Source organism: Nocardia sp. NPDC004711, assembly GCF_053601595.1.
This window is the reverse complement of sequence record NZ_JBSGCB010000045.1, coordinates 13685-33753: the sequence shown is the minus strand read 5'-3', so window position 1 is coordinate 33753 and position 20069 is coordinate 13685. Positions and strand designations below refer to the sequence as shown.

Genomic DNA, 20069 nt, shown 5'->3' with positions numbered 1-20069 from the left:
GGACCGGGGAGTCCCTATAGTGGCGCGGAGGCCGAATCGTCGGCCGCAGAGGCGAACTGCCTCGGCTCGTCCCGAAGGAGACAAGGTGCGCCGCACGCTGCTCGTCACATCCGCTCTCGCCGCCGCGTGCGCCCTGGCCCCGCTCGCCTCCGCGGAACCGCCCGCCGATCCCGCGGTGAAGGTGCAGGCGGTCTACGGCCCCGAGCAGTTCCCCATGGCGGGCGTGACCGCCGACATCGCGCCCTGCGGCAGCGGCGCGAATGTGGCGACTCTCACCACCGGCGTCGACGGCACGGCCGTCTACAACGGCGCGCTCGGCTGCTACCGGGTTCAGGTCAGCACCCCGATCGGCTGTGCGCTGGACAGTGATCCGGCCGTTCAGGTCACCTCCGCGCCGGGCGTCACCCCGCCGGCGATCTTCCGTTTCCGCTGCGCCTGACGGTGTCGCGGGCCCGCTCCCCGGCCCGCCGAAGGACTGTGACCGACTCCACTTCTCAGGGTTCCCACATACCGCAGCTGTTAATGTCGCGAGAGATAGCTGCTCGTTATTGCTGTAACGCGGAAGGCGTCGCATCACCGAGGGAGTAGGTGACGAGATGGGCGCGAGGTTCGCGTTGGCAGATCCGCCGGGCAGGACGGCGCCCCTGGCGCTGCGACGCTACGCGGTTCCGATCGAGGCGATGGCCGCCCTGCTGGGCGCGGCGGTGGCCGGACTGCTGCTCATGGCCCCCCTCGATCTGGGCTGGACCTCCGAAGGCCCGGTGCTGCAGCTGGATCTGCTGGTGCTGAACATGCCGCGCGCAGCCGCCGCCGGCGCGGCGTTCGCGGTGGTCTCGGCGGCGCTGGTGGTCGCGCTCGGGCACAAGACGGCGTGGATCGTGTCGAGCGGCAGCGCGGTGGTGCTTCTGATCGACCAGCTGTGGAACCGCGACGCGGCGATCCCGGGAAATCTGACGACCGCCAACTACGTCGATTCCATCTTCAGTGGCATCCTGCTCGGGGCGCTCGCGGTCGCGGTGTTCGGCAAACCCATCGCAACGGGCGCGTACCTGATCGGCGCCCTGTCCGCGATCCTGATCGCCGACCAGACCTCGCTGCCGCCCGCGGGCGGCCGGGGCAATCCTCTCACCGCATGGGCGTCGACCGGAACGCCACCGGTGTGGCTGCTCATGTTGGCCGTTGCGATGCTGGTCGCGGGTATCGCCGTCCAGCAGCCGGAACCGGCGGGCGAACACGAGAACACCGATCTGGCGATGGGCCCGATCCTGTCCGCGCTGATCCTGGTCACCGCGACCACACTGTCGACGCAGTGGTTCGTGCAGCATGCCGGCACCGTCGCGCAGGCCGGGGTGGCCGCGGCCATCACCATCGGCGCGGCGCTGGTCGCGGCGCTGCTGTTGCCCGGGCGCGAGGGCACCCTGGTGCTGCTCGCGGTGGCGGTGGCCAATGCGGGCAGCGCGATCATCGCGGTGCCCCGGCCGGATTGGACCGCGCCGTTCCCGGTCCTGGCCGTGGTGGCCGGGCTGGCGGTGGGACGCCGATGGCGTGCGCCCTGGATCGCGCTGGCCGCGACCGCCGGGCTGGCGGTCTTCGCGGCGGGCACCGCGGGCATCGCGCACCAGTACGCGGTGATCCCGGTGCTCGGTGTGATCCTCACCGCGCTGGCCATCGGCTTCTGCTTCGGCGCGGCGGTCCCGAAGACCGCCGGCAGCGCCGTGGTGGCGCTCGCCGTACTGGTGGTGCCCTGCCTGGTGGTGGCGCTGCGGGGCAGCAGCTTCGGCCGGGTCGCCTATTCGCCGCGCTGGTATCGGGATCCGCACGGGGCGGTCTCCGCGGTGCCCGGCATGGTGGCCCTGGTGATCACCCTGGGCTGTGCGGCCGGGCTGTACCTGCTGTGGCGGATCCGATCCCCGCGGGCCGTGGCCGCGCCGGAACCCGCTCTCCCGCCACGGGTGATCGTCATGCCCGATGGAGCGCGGAACGTCTTGCCGCAGGGCTAGTCTGGCCGCATGGCCGACAAGTCACCGGTGGACCCGACGATCGATCTCCTGGAACGGGCCGTCGCCCAGATGGGCGATGTCATCGCCGCCGTCACCCCGGACCGGACAGCCCTGCCGACTCCGTGCGAGGACTGGCACGTGCGCGGGCTGCTGGAGCACATCGTGGGCCAGATCCTGCGCGACTTCACCATCGCCGCGCGCGGCGAGATGCCGGACTGGGGCGCACCACCCGACCCGGTCGGCGGGGACTGGGGCCCCGAGTTCCGCACCCGTGCGCAGCCGCTGCTCGAGACGTGGCGCGCCGCCGATCCGGAGCGGCTGGTGCCCGGCATGGGCGGGGAGGCCCCGCTGCGCGGTCGCGCCGATCAGCAGATCACCGAATTCGCCATGCACGCCTGGGATCTCACCCGGGCCACCGGTCAGGGCCGCACCCTGGATCCGGAGCTCGCCGAGCACAGCCTGGCGTGGTCCAAGCAGCTGCTGAAGCCCGAATTCCGCGGTCCCGGAAAGGCTTTCGGGCACGAGGTGCCGATCGCCGCCGACGCGCCCGCCTACGACCGGCTGGCCGCCTGGTTCGGCCGCGATCCGGGCTGGACGCCCGCGTCCTGACCGCCTACCGGCCGAACCGGGTATCCACCCAGGCCAATGCGTCATTGAACGACGCGTCGAGCACGCCGCGGTGGTCCGCGCCCGGATAGCTGTGGTACAGCACCGGCTGACCGCCCGCGCGCTGCTGCACCACCATGGCGTCGGTGGCGAGCGCCGGCACCGTGGTGTCGGCGCGGCCCTGCAACACCAGCAGCGGCTGCGTGAAAGTCAGTGCGCTGGGGTCGTTTTCGTTCAGCACGCGGATCAGTGCGGAGATGTCCCCGTCACGGTTGAAGACGTCGTCGGCGGTGAGGCCGCCCCACGAATCCTGTTGCCGCAGCTGGCCGATGCATCCGGTGTCGGCTTGGGCGAGCATGGATTGCGCACGAGGGGTGAGGAAGCGGGCCGGATCCAGCGGCGTGACCGTCTGCGCGCCGCGAATGATCAAGGGCAGGAACGACACCGCGCTGCCGGTGAGTGGGGACAGGGCGCCCGCCACGCCCGCGGTGGCGGCCAGCTGCGACGCCTGCAGTCCGATGCCCTGATGGGAGGCGGGCGCGAGCGCCACCGAACCCAGCAGCTGCAGCTCCGGGGCCCACTGCGGGGCCTGGGCAGCGGTGAAGATGGCGGCCTGCCCGCCCTGGGAGTGGCCCACGGCCACCCAGCGGACCCCGATATCCGGGTCGACTTCCCGTGCGGCCCTGGCCATATCGGTGACGGCACGCTGTTCGGCGGTGCCGATCAGATAGCCGTGCGGACCGGGCGTGCCCAGCCCCTGATAGTCGGTCTGGGCCACCGCGTACCCGGCCGCGATCCAGCGCTCCTGCAGGCGGCGCACCAGCGAGGTGTAGTCGTGGGCGGGGAAGCCGGCGGAGGTGTCCTGGGAGGGCGCGCAGGCATCGGCGACGCCGGTGGTGCCGTGCGCCCAGGAGATCAGCGGCCAGCCACCCGGCGGCGGGGTGCTGTCCGGGACCGCGAGGGTGCCCGACACCGCGACCGGATTGCCCTGCATGTCGACCGAGCGGTACAGCACCAGGTAGTTGCGCGCGCCCGCGAGAGCGGGATCGCCTGTGAGCAGCCGCAATTGGATGACCGATCCGGGGGTGCCCGGGACCCGGTCCGCGGCCGGGACGTAGAACGACGCCTCGGTCTCCTCCTCCGGCGCCACCGGGGTGGCGGCGACCGGCGCGACCAGGCTCAGGGCCGCGGTCGCGGCCGCCAGGACCGTGGTGAATCCCCCGGCGAGCGAGCGTGAGACGCGACGCTGCGGCTGTTCTGCACGGGCGCTCTCGTTGTCCGACACTTCTCAGAACATACCGGCCCGTTCGTGTTTCACATGAAAAGCAGGGCCGCTCGCAGTGCGAATGAGTCGGCCGGGTGCGCGGTGCGCACAGCGGGCGTATCGGGGATCGATCGAAAACGGATCGCGGATTGCCATCGGCATCGTGCTGTACTTCACCGGCGCCATCATCATCACCATCGTCCGCGCCAAGTCCTACGGCCACGTCCCGTTCCCCATGCTCTACATGGTCCCGGTGATCGCGGCGATGGCGCTGGAATACGCGGCCTGACCGCCCGATGCGTCGCGACGTCGTGCCGGCGGCGCGAGCTCGTACTCGACCCTCACCGGCACCCGGCCGCCGGGCTATTGCCGAGATCGATTCCAGTGCAGGAGAATTCGACATCATCCTGGCTAGAAAACGCGCTCGCGGTGTCCGGCTGCCTCCTGCGCAACCGGACACCGCGATGCACAGCTACTACCTTTGCTCCCGAGTCCTCGAATCGGAATCCCAATCGGTCACGATGGCACGATAAGTCAGTCATTCGGTGCCGTAACGGCTCGCCGCCTCCGCGAACGAGTAAGGCCCCGACCGTGATCCACGGTCGGGGCCCTACTGTGGTGCCCTCGGCAGGATTCGAACCTGCGGCCTTCTGCTCCGGAGGCAGACGCTCTATCCCCTGAGCTACGAGGGCGGGGATGGTCCCGTCCGGTCTCCCGGTCGGGCTGGGACAGCGTATCGCATCGCTCGCGCTGCGCCAAAAACGAACACGGACCGGGCGTTTCTGTGCCCGGTCCGTGTTCGTCGGAGGTGCTGGTTCAGTTCATCGGCAGGGGTGCGACCTTGCGCTCGGCCAGCATCTGGGTCATGAGATCGGCCTCGCTCTTCTGGGTCTTGGCCATGCTCTCGGCCAGCGAGCGCACCGCGTCGGTGTCCGCGCGCTGGGCGGCGTACTCGATCATCGGCATGCCGCCCTGGTGGTGGCGCAGCATCAGCTGCAGGTACAGCGCATCCAGTGCCGGGCCGGTGGCCTGGCCCAGGGCGGCCATCTCCTGATCGGACGCCATGCCGGGCATGGTCTGGACCGCGCCGGAGTGCATGGCGGTGCCGGAATGCTCATGCGTGGACATGTCCGTCATCCAGCCCATGTAGCCGTCGGGGGAGATGAGCGGTTTGTCCCACTGCTGCAGCCAGCCCTGCATGCGACCGGCCTGATTGGCCTGCGTGGTGAAGATGTCGTAGGCGAGCCGCTTCACCGCCGGGTCCGTGGTCCCCGACAGCGCGATGCCCGACATCTGCACCGCCTGCGCGTGATGCACCGACATGTCCTGGGAGAAGCCGACATCCACCGCGCCCGGCGTCTCCGGGCCGTGGTGCATGGCATTGCCCACCAGCAGTCCGGCCATGAAACCGATGAGCAGCACCGCGACCACCCCGATCGCCAGCAGAGCGGGCTGCTGATTGCGGCGTGTTTGCGGCACCGGTTCGGCGGCGGGATCGGGCTCGGAGCTGCGATCTGGGATATCGGACATGAACGGCGGCACTACTGGGTCGGAGCCGGCTGCTCCGGCTGGGTCGGGCCGTCGGTCGGGGCCGGGATGGACGGGATGCCGCCGGGCAGGCTCGTGCCATCGGTGGGCAGACCCGGCACGCCGTTCGGGAGACCCGGGATACCGCCGGCCGGCATGCCCGGAATACTGCCGCCGCCACCCAGCTCGCTCGCGTCCTGCTGCAGGCCCTTGCCGTCCATCGGCACCGCGTCGGGGCCGGGCGGGGTCGGGTCGAAGGCCGGCGGGTTGTCGGTGTTGAAGGTCGGGTTCGCGCAGTCCGCGCCGACCTCCGGGTAGGCGTACTGGTTCAGGCGCAGCGCGGTGATGAACTCGCCGACGCGCTTGTCGTCGGCGCTGTTCAGCTTCAGCTGGTGACCCCACGACTGCAGGGAGATCGGGGTGTCCAGGCCGGGATAGGGCGACATCAGGCTGTAGGGCTTGCCCTTGACCTTCGACTTCAGGGTGTCGATGCCGGCCTGATCGACCTTGTCCGGGTTGTAGGCGATCCAGATCGCGCCGTGCTCGAGCGAGTGCACCGCGTTCTCGGTGCGGATCGCCTTGGCGTACACCACGCCGGTGCAGGCCGCCCACGAGCCGTCGTGCGGACCGCCGAAGGGCGGGGACTGGTCGTAGTTCACGCGCTGGGTGGCCGCGACGTGCATGCCCGCCGCGTAGTCCTTCTTCACCACGCCCGGAATCTGATCCGAGGGATCCTTCTTCTGGGCGGACGGCGTGTACTTGTCCTGCTCCTGCTTGTCCTGGATCTTGGGCACCAGCACCCAGGCGATGCCGCCGATGAGGGCGAGGATGCAGACGACGGCCCCGATCATGAGCCACGGAATCTGACGCTTACCGCCCAGGCTGCCGCCGCGACCGCCCTTCCTGGACGATCCGGCCGACTTGCCCGCGGCCTTGATGGCCTTGGCCGACTTGGCACTGGTCTTGCTCGGCATGCTTGTTGTGCTCTTTTCGACGTGTCGGACAATCAAACGACGCGGCCGCCTCGTTTGCTGGGCACCTGCCCGGTGGTGCCCGCTCGCGGCGTTCACCTGCTCAGACCATAGGATAGTGACTCGTGACTCCAGCTGACCTTGCAGATCTCCTTCGTGCTACCGCAGCGAAGGTACTTGTCGAACGCGGATCGGACCCTGCGATCCTGCCCGACGAGGTCAAGGTGGAGCGTCCCCGCAACCCCGAGCACGGTGACTATGCCACGAATGTGGCCATGCAGGTAGGCAAGAAGGCGGGAATGAACCCCCGCGATTTCGCGACGTTGCTGGCCGAGGCGTTGTCGGCCGCCGAGGGCATCGAGGCCGCCGAGGTCGCGGGACCGGGCTTCCTGAACATTCGCCTGGCCAAGGCCGCGCAGGGCGCGATCGTCGAGAAGATCCTCGAGGCCGGTGCGAAGTTCGGCACCGGGGACGCTCTCGGGGGCACGAAGATCAACCTCGAATTCGTCTCCGCCAACCCGACGGGCCCGATCCACCTGGGCGGAACCCGCTGGGCCTCGGTCGGCGACGCGCTCGGCCGGATCCTGGCGGCCCAGGGCGCGGACGTGACCCGCGAGTACTACTTCAACGACCACGGCGCGCAGATCGACCGCTTCGCCAACTCGCTGGTGGCCGCCGCGCTGGGACAGCCGACCCCCGAGGACGGTTACGCGGGCGCGTACATCAACGAGATCGCCGACACCGTCGTGAAGGCCAACCCGGGTGTGCTGGAACTCCCGGAGGCCGAGCGGCACGAGCTGTTCCGCCGCGAGGGCGTCGAGCTCATGTTCGCGCACATCAAGCAGACGCTGCACGACTTCGGCACCGACTTCGACGTGTACTTCAACGAGAGTTCGCTGTTCGCCTCCGGCGCGGTCGAGCAGGCCATCGAGACGCTGAAGGCGTCCGGCAAGCTGTACGAGAAGGACGGCGCCTGGTGGATCGCCTCCACCGAATACGGCGACGACAAGGACCGCGTCGTCATCAAGAGCGACGGCAAGTCCGCCTACATCGGCGGTGACATCGCCTACTTCCAGAACAAGCGCTCGCGCGGTTTCGATCTGTGCATCTACATGCTCGGTGCGGACCACCACGGCTACATCGGCCGTCTCAAGGCCGCCGCGGCCGCGTTCGGCGACAACCCGGACACCGTCGAGGTGCTCATCGGCCAGATGGTGAACCTCGTGAAAGATGGTGCCGCCGTTCGCATGTCGAAGCGCGCGGGCACCGTCGTCACCCTCGACGACCTGGTCGAGCAGATCGGCGTGGACGCGGCGCGGTACTCGCTGGTGCGCTCCTCGGTGAACTCCAGCATCGACATCGACCTGGACCTGTGGACCCGGCAGGACAGCGAGAACCCGGTCTACTACGTGCAGTACGCGCACGCGCGCACCAACCAGATCCTCGGCAACGCGGCCGCGTTCGACTACGCCTCGGTCACACCGGATTTCGCGCTGCTGACCGATGACCGCGAGGGCGCGCTCATCCGCACACTGGGCGAGTATCCGCGCGTGGTGGCCACCGCCGCCGAGATGCGGGAGCCGCACCGGGTCGTGCGCTACCTCGAGGAACTCGCCGGGGCCTACCACCCCTTCCAGTCCGACAAGACGCTGCGCGTCATCCCGCAGGGCGACGACGTGGTCACCCCGCTCAATGCCGCTCGCCTCGAGCTGGTCAAAGCCACCCGTCAGGTTCTCGCCAACGGCCTCGGCCTCCTAGGCGTCAGTGCACCGGAGCGTATGTAGATGAGTGCCCACCCCGCAGGACCCCGCCATGCGGACATCCCGCACGCGCCCACGCTCGCCGAGCGGCCCAGCGCACCCGCGCAGATGATCGAGCTGCCCGCGAATGTGTGGCCGCGCAACGCTGCTCGCGACGCCGACGGCGTGGTACGGCTGGCGGGCGTGCCGGTGCACGAGCTGGCCGCCGAGTACGGCACCCCGCTGTTCGTGATCGACGAGGACGACTTCCGCTCCCGCTGCCGGGACATGGTCCGCGCCTTCGGTGACGGCGCGCGAGTCCACTACGCCTCCAAGGCCTTCCTGTGCGGCGAGGTCGCCCGCTGGATCCGTGACGAGGGCCTGCACCTGGACGTGTGCTCCGGCGGCGAGCTGTCGGTGGCGCTGCACGCCGGCTTCCCGGCCGAGCGGATCGCCCTGCACGGCAACAACAAATCGGTGCCCGAGCTGGAGATGGCGGTCGGGGCGGGCGTCGGCGACGTGGTCGTCGACTCGCTGATCGAGATCGAGCGCCTGGAGGCGGTGGCCAAGCGCGCCGGCAAGGTGGTGGACGTGCTGATCCGCGTCACCGTCGGCGTGGAGGCCCACACCCACGAGTACATCTCGACCGCGCACGAGGACCAGAAGTTCGGCTTCTCCATCGCCGGCGGCGACGCCATGCAGGCCATCGCCCGGGTCTTCGAGTCCGACAATCTGCGCCTGGTCGGCCTGCACTCGCACATCGGCTCGCAGATCTTCGAGATCGACGGCTTCGAGATCTCCACCCGCCGCATGCTGGGCCTGCTGCGCGAGGTCGCCGACAAGTTCGGCATGGAACGCGCCGAACAGATGCGCGTGCTGGATCTCGGTGGCGGCCTGGGCATTTCGTACCTGCCGCACGAGGATCCGCCGGCCCTGGACGGCTTCGCCGCCAACCTGCGCCGCATCGTGGCCGAGGAGGCCGAGCGGGCCGGGCTGCCGGTGCCGACCATCGCGGTCGAGCCGGGCCGCGCCATCGCCGGTCCCGGCACCGTCACCCTCTACGAGGTCGGCACCATCAAAGATGTTGTGCTCGACGGTGGTAATCGCCGACGCTATGTGAGCGTCGACGGCGGCATGAGCGACAACATCCGTCCCGCCCTGTACCAGGCCGAGTACGACTGCCGCCTGGTCTCGCGCTCCAGCGAGGCCGGTCCGGTGGTCGCGCGAGTGGTCGGAAAGCATTGCGAGAGTGGGGATATCGTCATCCGTGACACCTGGCTCCCGGCCGATGTGGGCCCGGGCGACCTGGTGGCGGTGGCCGCGACCGGCGCGTACTGCTACTCGATGTCGAGCCGCTACAACATGCTCACCCGGCCCGCGGTGGTCGCGGTGCGAGATGGCAAGGCGCGCTTGATCCTTCGCCGCGAAACGGTGGAGGACCTACTCAGCTTGGAGGTGAAGGCATGACCGAGAACAGAAACGGCGGCGTGTGGGGACAGGATCATCCCATTGGCGTGGCCGTCCTCGGCATGGGCACGGTCGGCACCGAGGTGGTCCGCATCCTTCGTGACCACGCCGACGACCTGTGCAACCGGGTCGGCGCTCCGGTCGTGCTGCGCGGTGTCGCGGTGCGCGACCTGAGCAAGGACCGCGGCCTGCCCGCCGAGCTGGTCACCACCGATGCCGAGGCCCTGGTCACCCGCGACGACGTGGACATCGTGGTCGAGGTCATGGGCGGCATCGACCCGGCCCGCGACCTGATCAAGTCCGCGCTCACCAAGGGCAAGTCGGTGATCACCGCGAACAAGGCGCTGCTCGCCGATTACACCGGCGAGCTGGCCGCCGCGGCCGAATCCAACCGCGCCGACCTGTACTTCGAGGCCGCCGTCGCCGGGGCCATCCCGGTGATCCGCCCGCTCATCCAGTCGCTGTCCGGCGACCGGGTCAACCGCGTGGTCGGCATCGTCAACGGCACCACCAACTTCATCCTCTCGGCCATGGCCGAGACCGGCGCGGACTACGACGACGTGCTGGCCGAGGCCACCCGCCTGGGCTACGCGGAGGCCGACCCGACCGCCGACGTCGAGGGCTACGACGCCGCCGCCAAGGCCGCCATCCTCGCCTCTGTGGCCTTCCACACCCGCGTCACCTCCGGTGATGTGTACCGCGAGGGCATCTCCAAGATCACCTCCGAGGATCTGGAGACCGCGGCGGCCGTGGGCTGCACCGTGAAGCTGCTGGCCATGGCCGAGCGCGTCACCGACGACGGCGGCAAGGAGAAGATCTCCGTGCGCGTCTACCCCGCCCTCATCCCGCGCAAGCACCCGCTGGCCGCGGTCAACGGAGCGTTCAATGCCGTGGTCGTGGAGGCCGAGAACGCCGGCCGGCTGATGTTCTACGGTCAGGGCGCCGGCGGCGCGCCGACCGCCTCGGCCGTCATGGGCGATCTGGTGATGGCGGCGCGCAACAAGTTCTACGGTGGCCGGGCTCCGGGCGAATCGGTCTATGCTGAGCTGCCGATCGCTTCGATCGGCGACACCCCGACCCGCTACCACGTGAACCTGCAGGTGGCCGACCGCACCGGTGTGCTGGAAGCGGTCGCCGGGGAATTCGCCAAGCACAGTGTGAGCATCTCGACGGTCCGGCAGGAAGGCCATGACGTCGGCGCTCGCCTGGTCGTGGTGACCCACCATGCGCAGGAATCCGCGCTTGCGGATACCGTTGCCGCATTGGCCGAACTGGACTCCGTCACGTCCGTGACCAGTGTTCTGAGATTGGAAGGCACCGAGGAATGAGTGCAACCGCACGCGCGACAGCCGTGCATACGCCGTGGCCGGGTCTGATCGACGCCTACCGCGATCGGCTCGCGATTCCCGCTGACTGGGAAGCCGTCACTCTCTTCGAGGGCGGCACCCCGCTGGTGCCCGCGCATCACCTCTCCGAGCTGACCGGCTGTGAGGTGTATCTCAAGGTCGAGGGCGCGAACCCGACCGGTTCCTTCAAGGACCGCGGCATGACCATGGCCATGACGGATGCGAAGTACAACGGCAAGACCGCCGTGCTGTGCGCCTCCACCGGCAACACTTCGGCCTCGGCCGCGGCGTACGCCACCCGCGCCGGCCTGCACTGCGCGGTGCTGATCCCGTCGGGCAAGATCGCCATGGGCAAGCTGGCCCAGGCGGTCATGCTGGGCGCGAAGATCATTCAGGTGGACGGCAACTTCGACGACTGTCTCGAGCTGGCCCGCAAGGTCACCGCGGACTTCCCCGAGGTCGGCCTGGTGAACTCGGTCAACCCGGCCCGCATCGAGGGCCAGAAGACCGCGGCCTTCGAAATCGTGGACGCGCTGGGCAAGGCGCCCGATGTGCACGTGCTGCCGGTCGGCAATGCGGGCAATATCACCGCGTACTGGAAGGGCTACAGCGAGTACCACGCCGACGGCATCACCAGCTCGCGCCCGCGCATGCTGGGTGTGCAGGCCGCCGGCGCCGCGCCGCTGGTCAACGGCGCCCCGGTCGCGAACCCGGAGACCGTGGCCACCGCCATCCGGATCGGCGCGCCCGCGTCGTGGAACGGCGCCATGAACGCCAAGACGGAATCGGGCGGCGCGTTCCGCGCGGCCACCGACGAGGAGATCCTGGCCGCGTATCACCTGGTCGCGGCCAAGGAGGGCGTGTTCGTGGAGCCCGCCTCCGCCGCTTCGGTGGCGGGTCTGCTGGCCGCGCGCGCCGAGGGCTGGCTGGATTCCGGACTCACCGTGGTCTGCACGGTGACCGGCAACGGCCTCAAGGATCCGGACAACGCGCTCAAGGGCATGCCCGAGGTGACGCCGATAGCGGTCGACCCGGTCGCCGTGGCCCACGAACTCGAGCTGGCCTGAGTTGAATTCTCGTGATGGTCAGCTCCGTGAGCGAGCGGAGCGAGGGAACCATGTCACAGCCGCTTCGCGGTACGACGGTGCCGAGCGCCAGCGAGGCACCGGCGTGACGCGGACGCTGCCCGCCGGAATCTCCGTCACCGTGCGGGTTCCGGCGTCGAGCGCCAACCTGGGCCCGGGTTTCGATTCCCTCGGAATCGCTTTGGGGCTGTACGACGAGATCACGGTGTCCACCACCGACTCCGGACTGACCATCAGGGTGGAGGGCGAGGGCGCCGACGATGTGCCCTGGGGCCCTTCGCATCTGGTGGTGCGCGCCGTCGAGCGCGGCCTGCAGGCCGCGGGCGTCTGGGCCGACGGCCTGGACGTGGTGTGCCGCAACGTGATTCCGCACTCGCGGGGCATGGGCTCGTCGGCGTCGGCCGCGGTGGGCGGCCTGGCGGCCGGGCGCGGGCTGGCCGCGAAATTCGATCCGGAGCTGGCCTACGGCGATGACGTGCTGGTCCAGCTGGCCGGTGAATTCGAAGGCCACCCGGATAATTCGTCCGCCAGCGTGCTGGGCGGATTCGTGGTGTGCTGGACGGAAACCGACCGTTCGGCGGACGAAAACGGCAGTGCCGATGCGCATCACGCCCGTCTGTACCGCGCGGTGCGGCTGGAGCCGCATCCCTCGCTGCGGCCCGTGGTGCTCATTCCCGAGGAGCGTTCCGCCACCGCGCACACCCGCGGTCTGCTCCCGGAGACGGTTCCGCACGTGGACGCGGCCTTCAATGCCAGCCGGTCCGCGCTCGCGGTAGTTGCCTTGACGCAGCGGCCCGACCTGCTGCTTCCCGCCACGGCCGACCGGCTACACCAGGGCTACCGCGCCTCGGCGCTGCCGCTCACCACCAAATGGGTGGAGCGATTGCGCGCCGCGGGCATCGCGGCCACCGTGTCGGGCGCGGGCCCGACCGTGCTCGCCTTCGCGACCAGCGAATTCCCCGAAGAACTGCGCGAACTCGCAATCGCGGACGGCATGCGCGTTCTCGAGCCGGGCATCGCCGGCGGCGTCTCGGTGGATTGACAGCGCGCCTGCCTTGCCGATGCAAAAGGTGGGAGCTATCCTGAGCGAGTCCGTACATCGTGCGCGTCAGACGCCGGTGCTTCATCAGGGCAAATCGCTCCAGAGGCTCCTTGCTCAGGCTCGAGGCTTGAGGCTCGAAACTTGGGGGTAGCCAGTCAACTGGAATGATCTCTCCCACCTTGTCAGTTGGATGAGCACCAGCACTCGGTGGCGAAGCCCACGTGGTGGCAACCCCACCGGCCCGGCGGGACAGGCGATACGGCATCCGAGTCCGGCATGTGACCGGACTGCAGGAGGAACCCTCGAACAGGCACACGGCGGTCGAGGGAAGGAAAGGATTTCCGTGACAGATACGGACCTGCTCGCGACACCCGGGACGGATAGCGATTCAGCGTCCTCGGGTAGCCGCGAAAGTGACTCCGGACAGATTTCGAAGATGAGCGAACAAACTGACGTCGCACGATCGGGGCTGACTGGAATGTTGTTGCCGCAGTTGCGTGCGCTTGCGGGAGAGCTCGGTATCCGAGGCACTTCCGGGATGCGTAAGGGTGATCTCATCGCCGCTATCAAGGAGAACCAGGCCGGGGGCGCCAAGCCTGTTGCCGCCACCGGCGGCAAGCCCACGCGGAACGCGAAGGCCAAGGCCGAGGACGCGCCGAACGGCGGAGAGTCCGTGCCGGCCCCCGCGCGCGAGGTGAAGAAGGCCGCTGCTGTTGCCGACTCCGCTCCGGCCACGGCCGAGGTGAAGGCGGAGGCGAAGGCCGGCCACGCGAACAAGGTCGAAGCGCGCAAGGCCGACACCGAGTCGCGCCAAAACGCTTCGGAGACTCGCGAATCCAAGCGCGAAGAGGGCGAGAGTGCCCGCGCCGAGGGCGGCGACGACAGCCGGGACGGTGGCCAGCGCGGCCGCGGTCGCCAGCGTCGGGGCCGCGAGCAGCGTGGCGCCGCCACCGCCGAGGCGACCGCCGAGGCTCCCGCCGCCGACAAGGGCGAGCAGGAGGGCGGCGAGCGCCGTCGCGATCGCGGCAACCAGGGTGAGCGTCGCGACCAGGGTGAGCGTCGCGACCAGGGCGAGCGCAACCAGCAGAGCCAGAACGGCGCCGGCCGCGGCAACCAGCGCGATGATCGCGGCGGTGACGACGAGGAAGGCGGCCGCGGCCGCCGGGGCCGTCGCTTCCGTGAGCGTCGTCGCGGGCGGGACCGCGAGGGCGTCGCCGCCGGTGGCGAGGCCCGCGAGATGGAGATCCGCGAGGACGACGTCCTGCAGCCGGTCGCCGGCATCCTCGACGTGCTCGACAACTACGCGTTCGTCCGCACCTCCGGCTACCTGGCCGGCCCGAACGACGTGTACGTCTCGATGAACCTGGTCCGCAAGAACGGCCTGCGCCGCGGTGACGCCATCACCGGTGCGGTCCGCGCCCCGCGCGACGGCGATCAGAGCAACCAGCGGCAGAAGTTCGATCCGCTGGTGCGGTTGGACACGGTCAACGGCGCGGACGTCGAAAGTGCCAAGCGCCGACCGGAATTCAACAAGCTGACCCCGCTGTACCCGAACCAGCGCCTGCGGCTGGAGACCCAGCCGAACAAGCTGACCACGCGCATCATCGATCTGATCATGCCGATCGGTAAGGGTCAGCGCGCGCTGATCGTGTCCCCGCCCAAGGCGGGTAAGACCACGATCATGCAGGACATCGCGAACGCGATCTCGGTGAACAACCCCGAGTGCTACCTGATGGTGGTGCTGGTGGACGAGCGTCCCGAGGAAGTGACCGATATGCAGCGCTCGGTGCGCGGCGAGGTCATCGCCTCCACGTTCGACCGGCCGCCGAGCGACCACACCTCGGTCGCCGAGCTCGCCATCGAGCGCGCCAAGCGCCTGGTGGAGCAGGGTCAGGACGTCGTCGTGCTGCTCGACTCGATCACCCGATTGGGCCGTGCGTACAACAACTCGTCCCCGGCCTCGGGCCGAATCCTTTCCGGTGGTGTGGATTCCACCGCGCTGTACCCGCCCAAGCGGTTCCTCGGCGCGGCCCGCAATATCGAGAACGGCGGCTCGCTCACCATCATCGCCACCGCGATGGTGGAGACCGGTTCCACCGGTGACACGGTCATCTTCGAGGAGTTCAAGGGCACGGGTAACGCCGAGCTCAAGCTCGACCGCAAGATCGCCGAGCGTCGCGTGTTCCCGGCGGTCGACGTCAACCCGTCCGGCACCCGCCGCGACGATCTGCTGATGTCGCCCGACGAGGCCGCGGTCCTGCACAAGCTGCGCCGCGTGCTCTCCGGCCTGGATTCACATCAGGCCATCGACCTGCTGGTCGACCGGTTGAAGAAGACCAAGAGCAATGTCGAGTTCCTGATGACGGTCTCCAAGACCGCCCCGGGCGCACTCGACGAATGAGCCTGTAGCACAAGGCTATTGACGACGGCGGCTCCGCTTCTGCGGAGCCGCCGCCGTCGTTCCGGCAGTGCCTCCGGTTTTCCCGGGACCGGGCGCGGGCTGTAGAAGAACAGTCCGATCAGCGCGCTGCCGGCGATCATGAAGCCGAGAATGAGCGCGGTCACGGCACCGGACACGTCCGCTGCCGTGACCGCTGTGTAGGTGAGGGTGGCGTCCCCCCGCAGCGGGATGGGGGTCGGGTTCAGCGGTCCCACCGCGTGGCCGGACTCTCCGGGAGCCATCCACCAGCCCGCTACCGCCAGCAGCGTCAGTGTGACCAGGATCGCCCCCGCGACGAGCTCCGCGCGCCGCCGGTCTGCCCTCCCGGCCTCGGCGTGCACGGTGACGGGGGACGCACCCCCGATCGTCGCGTCCTTCCTGATCACTGCCGTCCTTCCGATGGTCGCGGGACTCTCACCTGGACAAACTCTATGAACATGAGTGTTCGTAGTCCTGAGTAGCGAGCTACTCGACTTCCAGCCTCACTGGAATACCCGGAATATGCGTGCCCGTAGTTTTATGGGGGAACGACCGGGAACAAACCGGTCCAACCACCTGTTCAAGGCGGTGTCACCCCTCGTGACGACCACTCGCTCGCGGCACATATACTGTTCCGTCGGCAACCATGCCTAGTCGGTTCCGGTTCACGTCTCGCATCGCCAGGCGACCCGGAGCCTTTCGAAAGGACACCCATGAAGGCAGGAATTCACCCCACGTACGTGGACACCACGGTCGTGTGTGGCTGCGGCAACACCTTCCAGACCAAGAGCACCAAGGAGTCGGGCCAGATCACGGTCGAGGTCTGCTCCCAGTGCCACCCGTTCTACACGGGCAAGCAGAAGATTCTGGACACCGGTGGCCGCGTGGCTCGCTTCGAGGCCCGCTACGGCAAGCGCGACAAGGCTGCCAAGTAGCTGTCCCGCCGACGCCCGTCCTGCGACCGCAGGCCGGGCGTCGGTGTTTAATTGCCTCCGCTTCGCTCCGGCAAGTCGCAGGGTGGTGGAGGCGGTCGCGGCCCGCGTGACCCCGATCTTCCCTCCTCCGCTCCTCCGCTTCGCTCCCCCGCTCCGTCAGTCCAGAATCGAGCCGGGCCGCGAACAGTGGGCGGTTCCTCTCTCGCTTATGTTCAGAACCAAGTTCTCGAAGGAGCTCACACGCCATGGCCGACAAGCAGGCGGCCCCGTCCGCGATCGATGACATCCTGGCCGAGTACGCGGGTCTGGAAACCCAGCTCGCGGACCCGGCGCTGCACAACGATCCAGGTGCGGCACGGCGCGTGGGCAAACGGTTCGCCGAGCTCGGGCCGATCATGGCCACCTACAACAAGTTGAAGACCGCGCGCGAGGATCTGGCCGCCGCCGAGGAGCTCGCGGCCGATGATTCGTCCTTCGCCGCCGAGGTCCCGGGCCTGCAGGAGCAGGTGGAGGAGCTGGACAAGCAGCTCACCGACCTGCTCGCGCCGCGCGACCCGCACGACTCCGACGATGTCATCCTCGAGGTGAAATCCGGTGAGGGCGGCGAGGAATCGGCGCTGTTCGCCTCCGATCTGGCCCGTATGTACCTGCGCTACGCGGAACGGCACGGCTGGAAGGTCGAGGTGCTCGGCGTCACCTACTCCGATCTGGACGGGTACAAGGACGCCAGCTTCTCCATCAAGAGCAAGGAAGCGACCCGCGACGGCGTCTGGTCCAAGCTCAAGTTCGAGGGCGGCGTGCACCGCGTGCAGCGGGTGCCGGTCACCGAATCCCAAGGGCGCATTCACACTTCGGCCGCGGGCGTACTGGTGTACCCGGAGCCCGACGAGGTCGAGGAAGTCGAGATCGACGAGAAGGACCTACGGATCGACGTCTATCGGTCCTCCGGCAAGGGCGGCCAGGGCGTCAACACCACCGACTCGGCCGTGCGCATCACCCACCTGCCCACCGGCCTGGTGGTGACCTGCCAGAACGAACGCTCGCAGCTGCAGAACAAGATTCGCGCCAAGCAGGTGCTGGCGGCGCGGCTGCAGGCCCTCGCCGAGGATCAGGCCGATGCCGACGCGGCCGCGGGCCGCGCTTCGCAGATCCGCACGGTGGACCGCTCCGAGCGCATCCGCACCTACAACTTCCCGGAGAACCGCATCGCCGATCACCGCATCGGCTTCAAGGCGCACAACCTGGACTCGGTGCTGGACGGCAACCTCGATGACCTGTTCAACGCCCTGGGCGAAGCCGACCGCGCCGCCCGCCTCGCCGCGGAATAGGCGGAATAACCGGCATACCATCACAGTCAGGGTTCGGCGGCCAGTATCGTCTCCCAACGTGACAACCGATTTCGTCGCGCCCGGGGTAACTCCTCGGGTACGTCCGGAATCGGTTCGGCACGCGACCGTCGGCACGGATGCATGGTGGTCGACGGCTCTTGGCCGTCCGCTGCAGGCTCGGAGAGGCGGAGGAGTGAAAGGCTGCGAACCGTGAGTCGTGTACCGTTGCGCCCCGCCGTCCGGGAGGCCGTCGAGATCCTGGCCGCGGCCGGGGTCCACAGCCCCCAGGCCGACGCGGAACACCTTGCGGCACATGTGCTGGGCGTCGATCGTGGGCGCCTCGCCCTCATGCCCATGCTCACCCCCGACCAGCTGGAGGAGTACCGCAAGCTGGTCGCCAGACGGGCGGAACGCGTTCCGCTGCAGCACCTTACGGGCACCGCGGCGATGGGGGAGATCGACCTCGCGGTCGGCCCCGGCGTCTTCGTCCCGCGCCCGGAGACGGAATTGCTGTTCGCCTGGGCGCTCGCTCAGCTCGAAGCCCTCGGCCACGAGCATCAGCCGATCGTGGTGGACCTGTGCACCGGTTCCGGCGCCCTGGCCCTGGCCGTCGCGCACGCCCGCCCCGACGCCCAGGTGCATGCCGTCGAACTCGACACCGAGGCCCTGGCCTGGGCCCGCCGCAATGCGCGGCAACTGGCCGACGAGGGCGACACCCCGATCGACCTGCACGCCGGTGACGTCACCGACCCCGCCCTCCTCGAGCAGCTCAACGGCCGAGTGGACGTAGTCGTCTGCAACCCGCCCTACATCCCCGAGGACGCCGAACTCGATCCCGAGGTGATCGACCACGACCCGCACCGCGCCCTCTTCGGCGGCCCCGACGGCCTGTCCGTCATCCGCCCCATGACCGCCACCATCGCCCGCCTCCTGCGCGAAGACGGCACGGTGGCAGTCGAACACGACGACACCAACGGCTCCGGCGTCGCCGCCCTCTTCGCCGCCCACGGCGGCTTCACCGACATCGTCGAACACCCCGACCTCGCCGGAAAACCCCGCTTCGTCGTGGCCCGCCGCACCGCCGACTGACGGTTACTCGGGGCTGCCCTCGATCTCCACGCCGTGCCAGAACGCGACATGATCCCTGATCTTGCGCGCCAGCGGGCTCGGCTTCGGGTAGTACCAGGCCGCGTCGGGATTCTCCTTCCCGTCCACCGTTACCGAGTAATAGCTCGCAATGCCCTTCCACGGGCACACGGTGTGGTGAGAGCTCTCGCTGAAGAACTCCCGCTTCAACGACTCCACCGGAAAGTACTGATTCCCCTCGACCTCCACGGTCCGCGGAGCCTCGGCGATAACCGTCCCGTTCCAGATCGCACGCATCATGAGTCGTGCCTCCTTCGTCGCCCCCGAGCCTACGTTCGCCCGGAGCCGCAAGGGCCCTTTCCAGTGCTTGCGGCCGTCGCACTTACCCCGTCGGCGTTCGGGGCAGCCGGGGCTCCAACGCTTCGTCGAGGGTTCGGGGTCGGGGCTCCAACGGTCGGCGGGGGTTCAAGGCGCGGGCTCCGACGGGCTCGTCGGGGGTTCGGGGGCGGAGCCCCCGGGATTCCCTGGGTTTCAGGGGCTTGCCCCTGAGAGCTGTCGAGAGTTGATCCGTGCCAAGATGTCAGCCGTGAGTACCGTCTACGACTGTGCCGATCCCGACTCCCGCGCCGCCGGCCTGAGTGCCGCGCGCAGCACGCTGAAGTCCGGGCGATTGGCCGTCATTCCGACCGACACGCTCTACGGACTCGCTGCCGACGCGTTCGACAGTCAGGCGGTGAGCGCGCTGCTGGCCGCCAAGCGGCGCGGGCGGGACATGCCGGTGCCGGTGCTGGTCGGGTCGTGGAACACCATCGACGGACTGGTCTTCTCGGTGCGCCCGCAGGCCCGCGAGCTGATCCGCGCCTTCTGGCCGGGCGGGCTGAGTCTCGTTGTGCAGCAAGCTCCTTCGCTGGCCTGGGATCTGGGTGACGCGCGCGGCACGGTGATGCTGCGCATGCCGCTGCACCCGGTCGCGCTGGAGCTGCTGCGCGAGGTGGGTCCGCTGGCGGTGTCGAGCGCGAACGTCTCCGGGCAGCCGCCCGCCACCACCGTGGCGCAGGCGCAGGCGCAGCTGGGCGATCTGGTCGGGGTGTACCTCGACGGCGGACCGGCCGATCACGCGGTGGCGTCCACCATCGTCGATCTCACCGCCGACACCCCGCGCATTCTGCGCGAGGGCGCGGTGGCGGTCGAGAAGGTCGCGGAGGTGCTCGGCATGTCGCCCGAGGAGCTCCGTCAGGCGGGCACGCGGTGACG

The 20069-nt window shown here is 69.1% G+C and carries 19 protein-coding genes and 1 tRNA gene; 14 read left to right on the top strand and 6 right to left on the bottom strand.

Annotated features, from left to right (window positions below; translation table 11 throughout):
• Positions 1-85: 85 nt before the first annotated feature.
• The 3 genes from ACWEKS_RS35450 to ACWEKS_RS35440 all read left to right on the top strand — a co-directional run bounded on the left by ACWEKS_RS35450 (position 86) and on the right by ACWEKS_RS35440 (position 2609).
• On the top strand, positions 86-439 hold the full coding sequence (locus tag ACWEKS_RS35450) for a hypothetical protein (protein ID WP_452344140.1): 354 nt from the start codon (positions 86-88) through the stop codon (positions 437-439).
• A 157-nt stretch (positions 440-596) separates the two neighbouring features.
• Positions 597-2000: a hypothetical protein gene (locus ACWEKS_RS35445; RefSeq protein WP_452344139.1), complete on the top strand. Its 1404-nt coding sequence runs from the start codon at positions 597-599 to the stop codon at positions 1998-2000.
• A gap of 9 nt (positions 2001-2009) precedes the next feature.
• Positions 2010-2609, top strand: a complete 600-nt coding sequence (locus ACWEKS_RS35440) for a TIGR03086 family metal-binding protein (protein WP_452344138.1) — start codon at positions 2010-2012, stop codon at positions 2607-2609.
• Between the two features lie 4 nt (positions 2610-2613).
• On the opposite strand, the gene ACWEKS_RS35435 is transcribed toward ACWEKS_RS35440, so the two are convergent.
• On the bottom strand, positions 2614-3891 hold the full coding sequence (locus tag ACWEKS_RS35435) for an alpha/beta hydrolase family protein (protein WP_452344137.1): 1278 nt from the start codon (positions 3889-3891) through the stop codon (positions 2614-2616).
• A gap of 142 nt (positions 3892-4033) precedes the next feature.
• Between ACWEKS_RS35435 and ACWEKS_RS35430 the strand changes: the two genes are divergently transcribed.
• Positions 4034-4159 carry a hypothetical protein gene (locus ACWEKS_RS35430; RefSeq protein ID WP_452344136.1) on the top strand — a complete coding sequence of 42 codons (126 nt, stop codon included), beginning with the start codon at positions 4034-4036 and terminating at the stop codon, positions 4157-4159.
• Between the two features lie 327 nt (positions 4160-4486).
• Here ACWEKS_RS35430 and ACWEKS_RS35425 read toward each other — a convergent pair.
• From ACWEKS_RS35425 to ACWEKS_RS35415, 3 genes are all read right to left on the bottom strand, one after another.
• Positions 4487-4562: transfer RNA gene (locus tag ACWEKS_RS35425), tRNA-Arg, on the bottom strand.
• Positions 4563-4686: 124 nt separating this feature from the next.
• Positions 4687-5400, bottom strand: coding sequence for a DUF305 domain-containing protein (locus ACWEKS_RS35420; RefSeq protein ID WP_452344135.1), 714 nt, complete (start codon positions 5398-5400; stop codon positions 4687-4689).
• Positions 5401-5411: 11 nt separating this feature from the next.
• Positions 5412-6371: a DUF3105 domain-containing protein gene (locus tag ACWEKS_RS35415; protein WP_452344134.1), complete on the bottom strand. Its 960-nt coding sequence runs from the start codon at positions 6369-6371 to the stop codon at positions 5412-5414.
• 122 nt (positions 6372-6493) lie between these two features.
• On the opposite strand from ACWEKS_RS35415, the gene argS reads away from it, so the two are divergent.
• The 6 genes from argS to rho all read left to right on the top strand — a co-directional run bounded on the left by argS (position 6494) and on the right by rho (position 15448).
• On the top strand, positions 6494-8152 hold the full coding sequence (gene argS, locus ACWEKS_RS35410; RefSeq protein ID WP_452344133.1) for an arginine--tRNA ligase: 1659 nt from the start codon (positions 6494-6496) through the stop codon (positions 8150-8152).
• Complete coding sequence (lysA, locus tag ACWEKS_RS35405; RefSeq protein ID WP_379390882.1) at positions 8153-9574, top strand: diaminopimelate decarboxylase; 1422 nt, start codon at positions 8153-8155, stop codon at positions 9572-9574.
• The gene (locus ACWEKS_RS35400; RefSeq protein ID WP_452344132.1) at positions 9571-10902 is read left to right on the top strand and encodes a homoserine dehydrogenase; all 1332 of its coding nucleotides are present in this window, start codon (positions 9571-9573) and stop codon (positions 10900-10902) included. The genes lysA and ACWEKS_RS35400 overlap by 4 nt, the downstream gene beginning before the upstream one ends.
• Entirely contained in the window at positions 10899-11987 is a 1089-nt protein-coding gene (gene thrC / locus ACWEKS_RS35395) for a threonine synthase (protein WP_354849517.1), read from the top strand. The genes ACWEKS_RS35400 and thrC overlap by 4 nt, the downstream gene beginning before the upstream one ends.
• A 103-nt stretch (positions 11988-12090) precedes the next feature.
• Positions 12091-13047, top strand: a complete 957-nt coding sequence (gene thrB / locus ACWEKS_RS35390; protein ID WP_452344131.1) for a homoserine kinase — start codon at positions 12091-12093, stop codon at positions 13045-13047.
• A 343-nt stretch (positions 13048-13390) separates the two neighbouring features.
• Positions 13391-15448, top strand: coding sequence for a transcription termination factor Rho (gene rho, locus ACWEKS_RS35385; protein WP_452344130.1), 2058 nt, complete (start codon positions 13391-13393; stop codon positions 15446-15448).
• On the opposite strand, the gene ACWEKS_RS35380 is transcribed toward rho, so the two are convergent.
• Complete coding sequence (locus ACWEKS_RS35380; RefSeq protein WP_452344129.1) at positions 15346-15873, bottom strand: hypothetical protein; 528 nt, start codon at positions 15871-15873, stop codon at positions 15346-15348. The two genes, rho and ACWEKS_RS35380, sit on opposite strands and share 103 nt — an antisense overlap.
• A gap of 306 nt (positions 15874-16179) precedes the next feature.
• Here ACWEKS_RS35380 and rpmE point away from each other — a divergent pair, with 306 nt between their 5' ends.
• From rpmE to prmC, 3 genes are all read left to right on the top strand, one after another.
• A complete protein-coding gene (gene rpmE, locus ACWEKS_RS35375) occupies positions 16180-16401 on the top strand; it encodes a 50S ribosomal protein L31 (protein ID WP_040856062.1) in 222 nt (73 codons plus the stop codon).
• A gap of 245 nt (positions 16402-16646) precedes the next feature.
• Entirely contained in the window at positions 16647-17729 is a 1083-nt protein-coding gene (gene prfA, locus ACWEKS_RS35370) for a peptide chain release factor 1 (protein ID WP_452344128.1), read from the top strand.
• Between the two features lie 210 nt (positions 17730-17939).
• Positions 17940-18818, top strand: coding sequence for a peptide chain release factor N(5)-glutamine methyltransferase (gene prmC / locus ACWEKS_RS35365; protein WP_452344127.1), 879 nt, complete (start codon positions 17940-17942; stop codon positions 18816-18818).
• A gap of 3 nt (positions 18819-18821) precedes the next feature.
• On the opposite strand, the gene ACWEKS_RS35360 is transcribed toward prmC, so the two are convergent.
• Complete coding sequence (locus tag ACWEKS_RS35360) at positions 18822-19115, bottom strand: DUF427 domain-containing protein (RefSeq protein ID WP_364623206.1); 294 nt, start codon at positions 19113-19115, stop codon at positions 18822-18824.
• 286 nt (positions 19116-19401) lie between these two features.
• On the opposite strand from ACWEKS_RS35360, the gene ACWEKS_RS35355 reads away from it, so the two are divergent.
• Complete coding sequence (locus ACWEKS_RS35355; protein ID WP_452344126.1) at positions 19402-20067, top strand: L-threonylcarbamoyladenylate synthase; 666 nt, start codon at positions 19402-19404, stop codon at positions 20065-20067.
• Positions 20068-20069 lie beyond the last annotated feature (2 nt).